The 14,644-nt window shown below is 69.7% G+C and carries 13 protein-coding genes and 1 tRNA gene; 8 read left to right on the top strand and 6 right to left on the bottom strand.

From position 1 onward, the window contains the following. Nucleotides 1–84: 84 nt before the first annotated feature. Complete coding sequence (locus tag IEY70_RS10940; RefSeq protein WP_189065045.1) at nucleotides 85–1,980, bottom strand: peptidylprolyl isomerase; 1,896 nt, start codon at nucleotides 1,978–1,980, stop codon at nucleotides 85–87. A 40-nt stretch (nucleotides 1,981–2,020) separates the two neighbouring features. Between IEY70_RS10940 and IEY70_RS10935 the strand changes: the two genes are divergently transcribed. Together IEY70_RS10935 and IEY70_RS10930 are read left to right on the top strand one after the other, a co-directional pair. After that, a tRNA-Arg gene (locus IEY70_RS10935) sits at nucleotides 2,021–2,097 on the top strand. A gap of 248 nt (nucleotides 2,098–2,345) precedes the next feature. Beyond that, on the top strand, nucleotides 2,346–3,347 hold the full coding sequence (locus IEY70_RS10930; protein WP_189065044.1) for an SIS domain-containing protein: 1,002 nt from the start codon (nucleotides 2,346–2,348) through the stop codon (nucleotides 3,345–3,347). Between the two features lie 220 nt (nucleotides 3,348–3,567). On the opposite strand, the gene IEY70_RS10925 is transcribed toward IEY70_RS10930, so the two are convergent. Further along, nucleotides 3,568–4,530: a homoserine dehydrogenase gene (locus tag IEY70_RS10925; protein ID WP_189065043.1), complete on the bottom strand. Its 963-nt coding sequence runs from the start codon at nucleotides 4,528–4,530 to the stop codon at nucleotides 3,568–3,570. A 257-nt stretch (nucleotides 4,531–4,787) separates the two neighbouring features. On the opposite strand from IEY70_RS10925, the gene prfA reads away from it, so the two are divergent. Together prfA and IEY70_RS10915 are read left to right on the top strand one after the other, a co-directional pair. After that, nucleotides 4,788–5,906, top strand: coding sequence for a peptide chain release factor 1 (gene prfA, locus IEY70_RS10920; protein ID WP_189065042.1), 1,119 nt, complete (start codon nucleotides 4,788–4,790; stop codon nucleotides 5,904–5,906). Next, the gene (locus IEY70_RS10915; protein WP_189065041.1) at nucleotides 5,893–6,387 is read left to right on the top strand and encodes an NUDIX hydrolase; all 495 of its coding nucleotides are present in this window, start codon (nucleotides 5,893–5,895) and stop codon (nucleotides 6,385–6,387) included. Before prfA ends, IEY70_RS10915 begins: the two co-directional genes overlap by 14 nt. Before the next feature lie 131 nt (nucleotides 6,388–6,518). Here IEY70_RS10915 and greA read toward each other — a convergent pair whose 3' ends face one another. Continuing rightward, nucleotides 6,519–6,989 carry a transcription elongation factor GreA gene (greA, locus tag IEY70_RS10910; RefSeq protein ID WP_189065040.1) on the bottom strand — a complete coding sequence of 157 codons (471 nt, stop codon included), beginning with the start codon at nucleotides 6,987–6,989 and terminating at the stop codon, nucleotides 6,519–6,521. Nucleotides 6,990–7,119: 130 nt separating this feature from the next. On the opposite strand from greA, the gene IEY70_RS10905 reads away from it, so the two are divergent. Further along, nucleotides 7,120–7,446, top strand: coding sequence for a hypothetical protein (locus IEY70_RS10905; RefSeq protein WP_189065039.1), 327 nt, complete (start codon nucleotides 7,120–7,122; stop codon nucleotides 7,444–7,446). Nucleotides 7,447–7,503: 57 nt separating this feature from the next. On the opposite strand, the gene IEY70_RS10900 is transcribed toward IEY70_RS10905, so the two are convergent. The 3 genes from IEY70_RS10900 to IEY70_RS10890 form a co-directional block, all read right to left on the bottom strand. Then, nucleotides 7,504–8,598 carry a phosphohydrolase gene (locus IEY70_RS10900; RefSeq protein WP_189065038.1) on the bottom strand — a complete coding sequence of 365 codons (1,095 nt, stop codon included), beginning with the start codon at nucleotides 8,596–8,598 and terminating at the stop codon, nucleotides 7,504–7,506. Continuing rightward, nucleotides 8,591–9,388, bottom strand: coding sequence for an enoyl-CoA hydratase/isomerase family protein (locus tag IEY70_RS10895; protein WP_189065037.1), 798 nt, complete (start codon nucleotides 9,386–9,388; stop codon nucleotides 8,591–8,593). Before IEY70_RS10895 ends, IEY70_RS10900 begins: the two co-directional genes overlap by 8 nt. Nucleotides 9,389–9,529: 141 nt before the next feature. Beyond that, entirely contained in the window at nucleotides 9,530–10,255 is a 726-nt protein-coding gene (locus IEY70_RS10890) for a phosphorylase family protein (protein WP_189065036.1), read from the bottom strand. A 347-nt stretch (nucleotides 10,256–10,602) separates the two neighbouring features. Between IEY70_RS10890 and IEY70_RS10885 the strand changes: the two genes are divergently transcribed. From IEY70_RS10885 to IEY70_RS10875, 3 genes are all read left to right on the top strand, one after another. Next, nucleotides 10,603–11,787, top strand: coding sequence for an S-layer homology domain-containing protein (locus IEY70_RS10885; protein ID WP_189065035.1), 1,185 nt, complete (start codon nucleotides 10,603–10,605; stop codon nucleotides 11,785–11,787). A gap of 145 nt (nucleotides 11,788–11,932) precedes the next feature. Then, nucleotides 11,933–12,337 carry a hypothetical protein gene (locus IEY70_RS10880; protein WP_189065034.1) on the top strand — a complete coding sequence of 135 codons (405 nt, stop codon included), beginning with the start codon at nucleotides 11,933–11,935 and terminating at the stop codon, nucleotides 12,335–12,337. After that, nucleotides 12,334–14,451, top strand: coding sequence for a single-stranded-DNA-specific exonuclease RecJ (locus IEY70_RS10875; protein WP_229777844.1), 2,118 nt, complete (start codon nucleotides 12,334–12,336; stop codon nucleotides 14,449–14,451). The genes IEY70_RS10880 and IEY70_RS10875 overlap by 4 nt, the downstream gene beginning before the upstream one ends. Nucleotides 14,452–14,644: the final 193 nt, after the last annotated feature.

Genomic DNA, 14,644 nt, shown 5'->3' with positions numbered 1-14,644 from the left:
ATTCTAGCGGGCGCCGCCCCCAAAAAGCAGGCGGCATGAAAAAGCCCCGCGCGGGGCGAGGCTTTCTCCGGGCATAGTCTGGATTTACTGGTCGGCGGGGGGAGCCGCCGGGGTTTCGCCTTCCGTGGCGGGCGTCTTGCTGTCCGTGGCGGGCGCGGCGCTGTCTTCGCTGCCTTCGGTCGTGGGGGTGGCCTTGGGCGCGGCGGCCTCCACGCGTTTTTCCTGCGCGGCCAGCACTGCCTTGAGGTTGTCCTTGGGTTTCAGGGTCGCGACCTGCGCGGCCAGGAACTTCTGACCTTCCTCGTTCTGCTTCTGCGCCAGCACCTGCGATTCGATCTGCGCTTTCACGGCGCTCAGGGGTTCGGTCGCGGCGGGTTTCAGGTCCGTCACGTACGCCACCGAGTACCGCTCGCCGACCTTCACGGGGTCGGTCAGGCTGCCTTCCCCGGCGTCACGCAGGCTCCTGGCTTCGAACACGGCGGCGTTCAGGGCCTCGTCCAGTTTGCCGTCACCGGCCGTGACCTGCCCGCGCTCGCTGAGCGTCCCGGCGGCCTTCACGGCGGCCCGGCCGAAGTCGGTCTTGCCGTCGTAGCTGTTGCGGAACGCCAGGGCGGCCGCCTCGTCCTTGAAGCTGACCTCGGACACGGTGCCGCTGGCCGGCGTCTGGAACTGCGCCCTGTTCTGAATGTAGAACGCCTGCACCTCGGCGTCCGTGACCTTCACGTTCCGCGCGCCGTACGCGGCGATTCCGGCGGCGAGTTCCTGCTGCGTGCCGGTCAGGTTCAGTTTCAGGCGTTCGGCGATGGTGGGCGCGGCGTACCCCTGGATCAGCTGCTGCACCACCTGCGGTTTCAGGATGGAGTTCACGAGCTGCGAGGCCTGCTCGGGCTGCACCTGCTGCAGCAGCGACGCGAACTGCTGGTTGTTCACGACCTGCTCGATGGCCTTCGAGTACGGGATGTCCTGCCCGGCGACGGTCGCCACGGTGGGGTCCTCGACCTTCCAGTTCAGGTCCTTGAACTCGATCTTGGCGTCTTTTTCCAGGCCCGCCACCCAGGCTTCCACGGCGGCGTTCTTCTTCTGCTCGTTGACAGCCGTGGCGATGTCGGTCCTGGCGTCCGCGAAGGGCTTGGCGGCGGGCGCGAGGTACTTCTCGACCTTCACGACGTAGAACTTGCCGCCGCTCTCGATCACGTCGGTCAGGCCGCCGTCGGTCAGGGCGAACGCGGCCGCGCCCACCTCGGCGGGCAGCGCCACCTGCGCCACGGGGCGCGGCACGCCGTTCTCGATGGGGCCGAGCGCGCCGCTGCGGTCACCGAACTCGGTGCTGTTCGCCTTGGCCAGCGCAGCGAAGTCCGCGCCGCCCTGCGCCTGCTTCAGCAGCGCCTGCGCCCTGGCCTTGTCGGTCACGACGATCTGACGGCCCTGAATGCGGGCGTCCGTCTGGAACTTGCCGGGGTTCAGGTCGTAGTACGCCCTGAGTTCCGCGTCGGTCGCGGCGGGCACGGCCTTCTTGATCTCCTCGACGCGGCGCTCGACGGCGAGGCTCTGGCGCACCTGCTCGCGGTACGAGCTGTCCGTCAGGCCCGCGCCCTGCAGCGCGTCCGTCCAGGCCTTGTTGTCGGTCAGCTGGTTGGCCTCGCGGACCTCCTTGACCTTGGCGGCCACGTCGGCGCGGCTGACCTTGATGTCCTTCACGGCGTTCTGCACCAGCGTCTGCTGCACCTGCTGCGCGACCACGTACGTCTTGAAGTCGTCGCCCAGCACGCCGGTATCGGTGCTGGCCAGCACGGGGTTGGCGCGGCGGGCCGCTTCGAGTTCCTCGACCGTCACGGTCGTGCCGTTCACGGTCAGGGCGGGCGTGCCGGTCTGCCGGTTGAACAGCGATCCCAGGTTCGGCGTGAACTGGTACGCCATGCCGACCACCAGCAGCAGAGCCAGGACGCTCAGCAGGCCGTTCACGAGTTTCTTGTTTTTCACTTGATCTCCTTCATGCGAGGTGCTAGGGTACGCGAGCTATGCACTCGTAGCTCAGGTGGATAGAGCGTTGGCCTCCGAAGCCAAAGGCCACTGGTTCAAGTCCAGTCGAGTGCACCACGGAAAGTCACGGAACGCCACCCGCGAGGGTGGTGTTTCTGTTGAGTGGTCCGCCCGCACGTCGCAGGTCGTGACGGGGGTGTCTGGAGTCGCACGCGCCGGATTCTAGCACGCAAGATTAAGCGGGCGTGAAGCAGGAAACGGCGTCTGTAACACCCTTTTTCGCCGTCCGGGACACCCGCGCCCGGCCAGGGCGATTGCGGCGCGCCTCTCCACCCACGCCCGCCGCGCCCTGTACGCTGTCACGCATGAGTGCCCCGATCAACCTCCTGACCCTGCTCGAAACGCTGCCCGGCTCGTACGCCGGACCCGCCCGCCCCGACGAGGCCCCCTACGGCCTGGTCGGCGTGGGCGAGGGCACCCTGGCCGCCGCCATCGCCCAGACCCTGATCGCCAGCAGCCTCACGCGCGGCGGCACGCAGTTCGTGCTCGGCAGCCCCGACGCCAGCGCCCTCGCCACCGATTACGCCGACCTGGCGGTCGTGGCAGGCGCGAACGCCCGCCGCGTCGCCACCGGCGGCACCCCCGAGGAGATCGACGTGCTCGTGCCCGGCGGGCCGCTCGCCACGTACCACTTCGCGCAGTTCGTCGCGCACGCCAGCGGCCACAGCGACGAGGCCGCCGCCGCCGACGCCCTGCTGGCCGACCTCGCCGCACGCTGCGCCCCGCACGTCACCGAGAACAACCCCGCCCGCGACCTCGCCTGGAGCCTGTGGGGCCGCACGCCCCTGCTGCTCGCCGCGCCCGAGGCCGAGGCCCTCCCGCACGCGTGGCAGCACCTGCTGGCCCGCACCGGCAAGACCCTGAGCATCCCGGTCCTGGGCGACCCGCTGCCCTTCGTGACGGGCGCGTTCGAGGCGCAGCACGAGAAGGGCGACGCCAAGGTCGCCCTGATCCTCGGCGACGCCGACGACACCCTGATGCTGGCCCGCGAGATCCTCGAAAGCCGCATCGACGAGATCATTCACGTGCCGTACCCGGACGGCGCCGTCGGCTACCCCGCCGCGCTGGCCCTGTGGTACTTCGGCGCGTGGGTCGCCGCGTATCTCGCCGAACGCTACGACCAGCAGCCCGGCGACCTGCCCGTCCTGGGCCGCGCGCAGGGCGTCATGAGCGGCGAGGACCGCGAACAGGCCCGCCTCGCCGCGCCCCGCGACGACCTGCGCCGCACCAACGTCCTGAAAGACTGGGCCGACGATCAGGACGTGGACGACGTGGAACTCGACGAGGACGACCTGGACGACGAGTAATACGGACTCCGATTGAAGGGTTGCAAAACCCGTTCAATCCGAGCGGAGCGAGTAGGAGTCGAAGCGGGTTCCGGACGTGGAGTTAACAGATCGGTGGTGTTCCGATCTGTTAACGAAATAAACGGAATCCGTATAACCGGTTTGCGGGGCGCGGGAGGCGAGGCCGGGTGGTTCTCTCCCGCGCCCTGCTTCCCGCGCCTCCCTCAGCGCAGGGGCCAGTTCAATGGAGAGGAACGTGTCCGGGGAAGCCGATGAGCAGGTCGAGCAGGTCGCCGACCATGGCGCTGGCGGTGACCATGCCGCCCGCGCCGCCCCCGGCGAAGATCAGGGTGCCGCACTCCTCGCCCTCGTAGACCATGGCGTTGCGGCTGGCTCCGGCGGTGCACAGCGGGTGCGTTTCGGGCAGGGACTGCGGGGCGACGCGGGCCTGCCACTCGCCGCCGACGGATTCGAGTTCCGCGACGAGTTTGATGCGTTCGCCGCGCGCGCGGGCAGCCTGAATGTCCTCCTGCGTGATGTGCTCGATGCCCTGCACCTGCACGCGGTCGTACGGGAAGTTCCCGTCGGCGCAGAAGCGGGCCAGGACCGTGAGTTTGTGCGCGGTGTCGAACCCGCCGACGTCCAGGGTGGGCGGGTCCTCGGCGTACCCGAGTGCCTGCGCCTCGGCGAGGGCCTGCGCGTAGTCCTTGCCGCCTTCCATCTGCGTCAGGATGTACAGGCACGTACCGTTCAGCACGGCCTGAAGGCGCGTGAAGGTGCTGGCGCGCAGCACGGTGCTCATGGGGCCGATGACGGGCGTGCCGGCCATCACGGACGCCTCGTAGTACAGTTTGCCGTTCAGGGCGTAGTCGCGCAGTTCGTCCCAGCATTCGGCCAGCAGCGCCTTGTTCGCCGTGATGACGGGCCGCCCGGAGCGCAGGTAGGGGCGCAGCATGGTCATGGGGAGCTGCACGCCGCCCATCGCCTCGATCACGACCTCGCACTGTTGCAGGAAGGCGGGGTCGGTGGTCAGGGGCGTTCCGGCCGGAATGCGGCGTTCGCGGGCCGTGTCCCGCACCAGGACGCCCACGACCTCGATGCGTACGCCCAGGTCCGCGAAGATCGCCTCGCGGCGTTCGATCAGGTTCAGGACGTCCTGGCCCACGGTGCCACAGCCGAGCATGCCCACAGTCACGGTTCTCATGCGCCCGACTGTAGCGCCCGGCCCGCGCCGCACCGGGGGGCCGGGATAGGTGTGGGCCGCCCCGGCGCGGGTTGCCTGAACGTGAAGTCTTCCGTTCGAAATGCCCAAGGCGCGGCGCGCAGCGTTCCGGTCCCGTTCAGGGAGGGACGCTAGACTGCGTTCATGTTTCCCGTGACCACCCTCTCCTCTGACCTTCACGGTCCCCCCTGGGCAGGCCCGCGCGGGCACGCCTGCGGGGCGACCCGGACCCCCACCCCATGAGCCGCCTGACGGAACTGGCCGCCGAGTTCGGCATGGTCGAGCGCGCCCTGGGCGACCCGGCCGCGCTGGCCGACACCCGCGAGTACGCCCGCCTGACCCGCCGCCACCGCGAACTGCTGCCGCTGGTCACGCTGCTACGCGAACGTGACAGCGTGCAGGCCGACCTGGACGGCGCGCGCGAACTGCTGACCGACCCGGACATGCGCGAACTGGCCGCCAGCGAGATCCCCGCCCTCGAAACCCGCCTGACGGAGATCGAGGCGGAACTGGTCGTGCTGCTGCTGCCCACCGACCCCGACGACGACCGGGACGTGATCCTGGAACTGCGCGCCGGGGCGGGCGGAGCCGAGGCGGGCCTGTTCGTGATGGACCTGCTGCGCATGTACACCCGCTACGTGGAGGGCGTGGGCCTGCGCCTGAACGTCCTGGACGCCAACGAGAGCGACCTGGGCGGCGCCAGTCGCGTCGTGGCGGAAGTCACGGGCGGCCCCGGCTCGCACGGCGCGTTCCGGGCGCTGCGCTGGGAACGCGGCGTTCACCGCGTGCAGCGCGTGCCCGCCACCGAGAGTCAGGGCCGCATCCACACGAGTACCGTCACGGTCGCCGTGCTGCCCGAAGTCGAGCAGGACGAGGTGCAACTCGACCTGTCCGAGGTCCGCATCGACGTGTTCCGCTCGCAGGGCGCCGGCGGGCAGGGCGTGAACACCACCGACTCGGCCGTGCGCGCCGTGTACCGTCCCGGCACGCCCGACGAGATCATGGTCGTCTGCCAGGACGGCCGCTCGCAGATCAAGAACCGTGAGAAGGCCCTGCTGGTCCTCGCGTCCCGCCTTGCCGAGCGGGAACGCGCCGCCCGCGAGGAACGCGAACGCTCGCAGCGGGCCGCGCAGGTCGGCAGTGGCGACCGCAGCGAGAAGATCCGCACGTACAACTACCCGCAGAACCGCGTGACCGATCACCGCCTCGAAGGTGACGACAAGAACTACCCGCTCGACAGCGTGATCGCCGGGAACGTCGCGCCCGTCGTGGCGGCCCTGGCCCGCGCGCAGCGCGAACTGCAACTGCTCGACATGGCCGCCCGCGACGCCCAGGAGGCCCCGCATGGCGCGGCGTGACCTGCTGGTCGCCGCCGGAATCCTGCGCGACCGCTTCGGGCGGGTGCTGCTGGTCGGGAACGACTGGCAGGGGCACGGCCGCGTGCGCCACACCCTGCCCGGCGGGGTCGTGGAACCCGGCGAGACCCTCCCCGAAGCGCTGTACCGCGAGATCTTCGAGGAAACGGGTTTGAAACTCACGGGCATCAAGCACATGGCCTACACCGTGCACATCGAGGACGAACGCCGTGGCGAACGCGCCATCGCCGTGGCGTTCGAGGCCACCTGGGACGGCCTGCTGAACCCCGCCGACCCGGACGGCTTCATCGTCGAGGCGCGCTTCTGCACCCTGGAAGAGGCCCTGACCCTGATCGAATCCCCACCCATGCGCGAACCGCTCAGTGATTTCCTGAAAACCGGCGAACCAGGGCGCTTCTACGCCTTCAAAGGCTGGGACGGGCGGGGAGGACTGCGCATACCGGCGCTGAAACCCCGCCCGTAAGCGTTGCGGCCGGTTCAACGCACGATCAGCAGGCGCCCTGCTCCGCGTGGAAGGGCACCTGCTGATCGTGCGGGTTCGTGCGCGACAGGGGAGACCCGCTCTCCATCCGCCCCGGTCCCCGTCAGCGCCGGTTACACGTAGTCGACGGCCAGGATCTCGAACTCGGCGGTGCCTTTGGGCAGTTGCACCGTGACCTTCTCGCCTGCCTTGCGGCCCGCCAGGGCCTTCCCGATGGGGCTGGCGTCGCTGATCTTGCCCTTCAGGACGTCCACCTCGTAGGTGCCGACCAGTTCGAACTTGTGTTCCTTGCCCTTGGCGTCTTTCACGGTGATTTTCGCGCCCAGGCCGGCGCCGCCGCTGCTGTCTTCCTCGATGATCACCGAGCGTTCCAGCTGGCTTTCCAGTTCCGAGATGCGGGCCTCGTTCTCGGACTGCTGCATGCGGGCCTCGTCGTACGCGGCACTTTCGCGCAGGTCGCCGTCTGCGATGGCGCGCCCCATGTTCTCGGAGATCTCCTCGCGTTTGGTGGTTTTCAGGAAGTGAAGGGTTTCGAGCAGTTTGTCATACCCGCGCTGGGTCATGGTGATGCGTTCTTTCGTCATAGACGGTCAAGTATAGGCGCTGACAGGGTGAGCGTGCATTAAGGGCGCGCCCCCCGCCCCCGGGCGTACATGAAGAACGCGTACCGGCCGCGCCCACCTTTCTGGCGGGTACGCCGGGTACGCTGCGCGCATGACCCGCAAGAACGATTCCGACTACGCCCCGGAAGGGGAAGTGCGAGACGACGGCACCACCGGCGAACTGCTTCAGGACAAGATGACGGCCGAGGACCTGCTGCGCGGCGCCGCCACCGCCGACAGCACCAACCCCAACGACCAGCCCGGCTTCAACGACGGCACGCAGGGAGGCCGTGACTTCGAGGACCGTCAGGGCACCCCCAACAACGACGGCAACAGCGACATGGAAGGCCGCGCGAGCGGCGGAGAGGGCACGCACCGCAGCGGCGGCGTGGACGGCGGCCCCGCCCGCACCACCCCACTGCCCGGCACCGGGAAATAACCACCCAGTACAGGAACGCCCCGACCAGATCACCGGCCGGGGCGTTTCTGCGTGAGGTCAGCGGCTGTCGGTGCCGATGCCGAGGTTCTCGGCCACGGCCTGCTGCGCCTGCTTCTGCGAGTCCATGACCTCCACCTCGACCTGCTCGCCACTTTCGAGGTCCATCACGAAGTGGTCGCCGTCCAGGCGAACCTTCGAGAGAATCTGCTCGTCGCCCTGCGGGCGGGTCGTGGCGCGCAGTTCCACGAAACGGCGCAGCGGCGTGCGGATGACCTTGGGCGCCAGGATCTCCTCGACCTGAAAGATGCCGCCGGAGTTGTTCATGGTCACGCTGATCAGCACCGGCTTGTCGCGGCCCCTCTCGATGACGACCTGATCCACGGCCAGCGCACTGATCGAGTGGATGTCCACGCTGCCCAGGCTGAACGCCTTGCGGCCCCGCCCCTTGGTGATGTCCGTGCCGTCCGCGACGGCCACGATCCCGCCCTCGACCGTCAGCGGGGCGGGGTTTAGGTCGTGGCAGTTGATGGCGCCCAGAATGAACGACCGGACCTTGGTACGTTTGAACGGGTCCGGGTACAGCGGCCCCATGATGCGGTCCAGGATCGGCAGGGCCAGCGCCACGCCGTGCGCCTCGTGCCCGGCGCGGTGAATCTGGTTGCCGATGTCGTGCAGCATGGTGCCCAGGATCACGGTCAGGAATACGTCGTCCGGGTCGCCCACGCCGCTGTCCATCAGGTCGGGTTTCACGCCGCCTTCCAGCAGCAGTTCCGTGATCGCCATGCCCGCCGCGCCCGTGATGAACGCGTGCACGCGCCCGTGGTCGTTGTACCCCAGCTTGCGCATGGTGATGTAGTTCGCCATGTCCCAGTGGGCCAGGGCTTCCGGGTCGCCGCGCAGCGCCTCGTACGCCGCCAGCGCGCGCGGGTACGTGGCGAGGTCGGCGCGGATGGCGCCGTCGGCCTCCTCGATCAGCTTGGCGCGGGGCGTGGTGAACTCCACGACCCGCTGGCCGTTCGGGGTGGCGCTGCCCTCACGGCCCGGCGCGGGCTGGGCGCGGCCCTCGACGTCGCTGACGACGCCGCTCTGCACGCTCAGGCGGAACTTCTGGGGGGTGCCCTTCCCGTCGGAGGGGCCGCCCTGCTCACTCACCCTGGAACTCCGCCGGGCGTTTGTTCAGGAAGGCGTCCACGCCCTCACGGAAGTCCTTGGTGGCGACCGTCATGCCGAACAGGTCCGCCTCGATCTCCAGGCCGCCTTCGAGGGTGGTGTCCATGCCGCGCCGCACGGCTTCCTTGACCAGCGACACGGCAATCGGGGCGTTTTTCAGCATGGCCTCGGCGACCTCGCGCGCCCTGGTCAGGGCGTTGTCGGCCACGTAGTTCACGAGGCCCATGCCGAGCGCCTCGTCGGCCCTGACCTGACGGCCCGTGAGGATCATGTCCAGCGCGCGGCCCGTGCCGATCAGGCGCGGCAGGCGCTGCGTACCGCCGAAGCCCGGAATCAGGCCCAGGCTGGTTTCCGGCAGGCCCAGGCGGGCGGTCGTGGCGGCCACGCGCACGTCGCAGGCCAGCGCCAGTTCCAGTCCGCCGCCCAGCGCGTACCCGTTCACGGCCGCGATCACGGGAATGGGCAGGCTGCTGATCTGATGCATGACGTCCTGCCCGGCCAGCGCCAGTTCACGGCCGTCGTACACGCCTTCCAGGTCGCCGAACTCGCTGATGTCCGCACCCGCCACGAAGGCCTTCTCGCCCGCGCCCGTGATGATCAGGGCGCCCACCTCGGCGTCCTCGATGATCATGTTCACGGCCTGCGCGATCTCCGAGAGGGTGTCGGCGTTCAGGGCGTTCAGGGCCTTGGGGCGGTTGATGGTCAGCACGGCGATGGGGCCATGCTGGTCGATCTGCACGTTGTTGAATTCCAGTTCGTCGAGTTGAGTCATGGGGTTATCCTGCCACAGCCCACGCCGCCACGCAGAGCCGCCACGCAGAAGTGCGCCTCACGAACGGTGCGGCCGCGCCGCCTCCATGCAGAGGGCCACGGCGCAACTTCCAGCCGTGGCCCTCCGGTCTGCGTGCCGGCGTTACCTGGCGTCGTTCGCGGCGAGCGTCACGATGGCGTCCAGCGCCACGTGCACCATGCGGTCCACCCCGGCGGCCAGCACCTCGTCGGGCACCAATTGCGGGTCGCCGATGTCGTTGCTGCACGCGGTCAGGCACGCGGCCCGCAGGCCCCGCTGCGCGGCCACCAGGAAGATGGCGCTGGCTTCCATCTCGAAGCCCAGCACGCCCCGGCCCGCCCACAGGCGCGCGTGTTCGGGGGTGCTGGCGTAGAAGGCGTCCTCGGTCATGACCAGCCCGACGTGGTGCGGCGCGCCGTGCTCGCGGGCGGCCTTCACGCTGGCCTCCACGACCTCGAAACTGGCAGCCGGGGCGTACGGCGCGCCGCCCAGCATCTGGCGGGTGGTGCCGTCGTTGGGGACGGCCGCCGTGGCGATCACCAGATCACCCGGCGCGACGCTGGGGGTCGCGCCGCCCAGGGTGCCCACGCGGATCAGGGTGCGGGCGCCCAGCCGCGCGAGTTCCTCGGCGACGATGGCGGCGCTGGGGCAGCCCATGCCGGTCGTCTGCACGCTGACCGGCACGCCCTGGTAGGTGCCGGTGAAGCCCAGCAGTTGCCGGTGGCTGGTGTACTCGCGGGCACCGTCCAGGTAGGTGCTGGCGATGTGGCGGGCGCGGTTGGGGTCGCCGGGCAGCAGGACGTACGGGGCAACGTCGCCGGGCTGGGCGCGGACATGAATCTGGCTCATGTGGCGAGTATACGGGGGGCGTGCGGGCCGTTTTCCGGGGTCGGGGGGGCGCGGACCCATGAATGGGTTCTCATGAGGAGGCGACATGTACCTTTCGACAGACTTCTCACGTCAATGCAACGAAGTGCGATCTGAAGCGGTTCCATGACGCTCACGAGAAGTGACCCATATGTCATTTATCTCTCATGTCGGCAGATAAATGGCTTTCGGCGATCAGATGAGAGGCTGACCCAAAGGGTAACCGTAGAGAAGTTCACAAATCCCTCACTGCCAGTGCCTACGGTGAACACTAGGAAACCGGGAAGACAAGTTCCAGATCCCGCACCGAACACCCAAGGAGAACCAACATGCGCAAATCACTGATCATCGCGTCCACCCTGGCCCTGAGCCTCGGCGCTGCCAGCGCCCAGACCGCCACCACCACCGCCGCCCCCGCACAGGTCACCCTGAGTGACGTGCCCGCCGGCCACTGGGCCAAAGACGCCGTTGACGTGATCGTCAAGTGCGGCCTGATCCAGGGCTTCCCCGACGGCACCTTCCGCGGCAACGAGAACCTGACCCGCTACCAGGCCGCCCTGATCTTCTACCGCCTGCTCCAGAGCGGCGCCATGAGCGAATGCGGCATGAGCCAGGGCGACATGACCGTCGTCGCCAACGGCATGGCCGAAGTCAGCACCGAGCTGGCCGCCATCGCCAGCCGCGTGACCGACCTCGAGAAACTCAGCGCTGACCAGCAGGCCCGCATTGACGCCCTCGAAGCCAAGATCAACGGCATGGGCGACGGCACCGCCAGCGCCGACACCGCCGCCATGAACGCCCGCATCGACGCCCTCGAAGCGGCCATCCGTAACATCCCCGCCGGTCCCCAGGGCCCCGCCGGTCCCGCGGGCCCCGTCGGCCCCCAGGGCCCCGCAGGCCCCGCCGGCGCGGCTGGCACCAGCACCACCGGCACCGTGACCGAACCCGTCACGCCCGCCCCCACCACCGGCACCGTCGTGATCGGTGAACCCACCACCGACACCGGCATGATGAACAGCGGCCGTGGCCTGTACGCCGGCATCGCGCTGGGCGCCAAGTCCTCCGCAACCGGCGCCGAGTGCCTCAACGCCCTCGACAAGAATGCCAAGGTGAACTACTGCGTGAGCGGCGGCGCCGTCATCGGCTCCAGCAACGTGATCGGTCCGGTCGGCGTGCGCGTCGCTGCCGACTACCAGCCCGGCTACAACGGCATCAGCGGTGACGTCAACGCCACCTACGACGTCAACACCGGCAGCCGCCTGACCCCCTACTTCGGCGCGGGCCTTGGTCTGACCAGCAGCCAGAAGCGCACCAACACCACCCAGACCGAAACGGACGTCTACGCTAACGTTCTGGGTGGTGTGGATTACCGCATCACGGACAGCATCTCCGCCTTCGTGGAAGGCAACGGCAAGTACTACCTGAGCAATAACGGGTACGGCACGGGCCTGGCCACGAACGCCAAGGACGGCTTCAACTTCGGCGGGAAGGCCGGCGTCAAGTTCTACTTCTGATCCCCACCCCCTGACTCCCCCCGCGGGATCAGGACACGGCGGCCTCCCGGAAACGGGGGCCGCCGTTCATGTGCCCCCAGGGTGAGCGACCTGCCGGGCGTTCACCGCCGGACGTGCCCCTGGCGCGGGGGGTACACTGACGGTCATGCGCCTCGTTTCCTTCCTTCAGGTGCTGCTGCTGCTGGGCATCGCCGCGTACCTGGCGCTGTTCACGCTGGAGAACCCCGAACTGGTCCGCCTGCCCCTGCCCACCGGACGGGGCGAGGTGACCGTGTCGGTCGGCGTGAGCGTGAGCCTGTTCCTGCTGCTGGGCGCGCTGTTCATGGCGCTGCTGCTGTTGCCGGGCCTGACCGGCGAACGCCTGCGCCGCCAGCGGGAAACCCGGCTGCGCCGCGACACCGAGGACCGCCTGACCGCCACCCTGCAGGCCCGGCTGGCCGCCATGCAACCCGCGCCGCACCCCACGGCACCTGCCCCGCCGCCCACCCAGCCCGTCCCGGCCCCCCAGCCGGTCCCGGCCACCACTGCGGACAGCGGGGAGGCCGGATGAGCGCCCGGCCCGGCCTTCCGCGCCTGCAACCCGAGTGGCTGCTGGCCCCGCCCGCCAGCCGCGAGGCGTTGCTGGACACCATGCGCCGATGGCGGGTGTCGCCGCCGCTCGCACAGGTCCTGAGCGGGCGTGGCCTGAGCGCCGCGCTGCTCGACCCGCCCCTGACCCTCACGCCCAACCCGGCCCTGCGGGAAGCGGCCGGGCGGATCGTGCAGGCCATCCGCGAGCGTAAACGCATCCGCATTCACGGGGATTACGACGCGGACGGAGTGAGCGCCACCGCCACCCTGGTGCTGGGCCTGCGGGACCTGGACGCCGACGTGCACGGCTTCATCCCGCACCGGCTGAACGAGGGGTACGGCGTGCACCCGGACCGCGTGCCGGAACACGCCGCCGCCTGCGACCTGCTCGTCACGGTGGACTGCGGCGTGACCAACCACGCCGAGATCCGCGCGCTGCTGGACCACGGCACGCAGGTCATCGTGACCGACCACCACGCACCCGGTGACGAATTCCCGGACGCGCTGGTCGTGCACCCCAGCCTGACCACCGACTTCGACCACGACCTGCACAACCTGACCGGCGCCGGCGTGGCGTACCACCTGCTGTGGGCCGTGAACGACCTGCTCGGCCTGCCGGAACCCCGCGCCTACGCGGCCCTGGCGACCCTGGGCACCGTGGCCGACGTGGCCCCCCTGATCGGGGAGAACCGCGCCCTGGTCCGCGCCGGACTGGACGCCCTGGCCGACACGGAACTGCCGGGCCTGCGCGCCCTGCTGGACTCCGGACGGGTCCGCCGCCCGACCGCGCGGGACGTGGCGTTCATCCTCGCGCCCCGCATCAACGCCGCCGGACGCATGGGCGAGGCCGACGTGGCCCTGGACCTGCTCACGCAACGCAGCCCGCACGAGGCCGCCCGCCTCGCCGAGTACCTGGAAATCCGCAACCTGGAACGCCGCAAGTTGCAGGACGACATGTTCGCGCAGGCATTGAGCATCGCCGACCCCGCCGACCCGGCCCTGGTCGTCACGCACCCCGACTGGCACGCCGGGGTGATGGGCATCGTGGCCAGCAAACTGCTCGAGACGTACCACAAACCCGTGTACATCATCGCGCAGGGCAAGGGCTCGGTCCGCAGCACGCCCGGCATCAGCGCCGTGCAGGGCCTGCGGTTCAGCCACGACCTGCTCAAACGCTACGGCGGGCACCCCGGTGCGGCCGGGTTCTCCATCGACCCCGCCAACATCGGCGCGTTCCGGGACCGCATTCACGAGTACGCCCGGCAGTTCCCCACGCCGCACCCCCGCGTGCGCCTGGACGCCCCGCTGCCTGGCCTGGGCGCCTCGCTGGACCTGCTGGCCGAGGCCGCCACCTTCGAACCGTTCGGCGAGGGTCACCCGCTGCCGCTGTGGCACCTGCGCGACACCCTGACCGACACCCGCCTGGTCGGCAAGAAAGGCAACGGCCTGCAGTTCAAGGTGGCGGGCCTGCGCGGCATCAAGTTCGACGAGACCGACGACACCGGCGGCGAACGCGACCTCGCCGCGCAACTGGTGAGCAGCGAGTGGCGCGGCCAGACCCGCCTGGAATTCCACGGGCAGGCGCTGCGCGCCCCCGCCACCCTGCGCCTGGACGCGCCGCCCGCCCCGCAGCCCTACCCGCGCCTGAACCCGAAAGCCGCCATGGACCACCTGCGCGCCGGGGCAGCCGCGCACGCCACTGGCCCCGTCGCCGCGTACCTGCGTGACAACGTGCCGGGCCTCACCCTGACTGGCCCGGGCGACGCGCACCCCGGCGGTGAACTGATCCTGTACGCCCTGCCGCCCGAGGACGACCTGCGCCGCTGGGCCGGGCAGGGCCGCGTGTCGTTCGCGTTCGGCCCCCGGACCCTCGCGGACCTGGAAGGCAGCCTGACCCGCCACCACCTGGGCACCCCGCCCGCCAACCCCCTGCTGGACGAGGCCGGTGGCCTGGAAGCCGCCGCCGACGCCTACCGCCGCTGGCAGTGGGCGCACCACTGGCGCACCCTGGACGACGAGGGCTGGAGCGCCAGCGTGCACGCCATGCTGGGCCTGCCCGCCGTGCCGGAACGCGAAGCGGTCAGCGCCGACTGATACGGATTCCGATGGAATGGTGGGCAAAAACCGTTCCATCCGAGCGGTCGCGAGCAGGAGCAGAGCGGGTTCCGGACGTGGAGTTGGCAATCCGGTGAAGTTCCGGATTGTCAGCGAAACAAACGGAATCCGTATGAACGCCACAGGAAGGGGGGACGCGCCTGCATGACGGCGCGTCCCCCCTGGCGGCTGT

The sequence above is a fragment of the Deinococcus seoulensis genome (assembly GCF_014648115.1).
GTDB lineage: Bacteria > Deinococcota > Deinococci > Deinococcales > Deinococcaceae > Deinococcus > Deinococcus seoulensis.
This window is presented reverse-complemented; position numbering and strand designations above follow the sequence as displayed.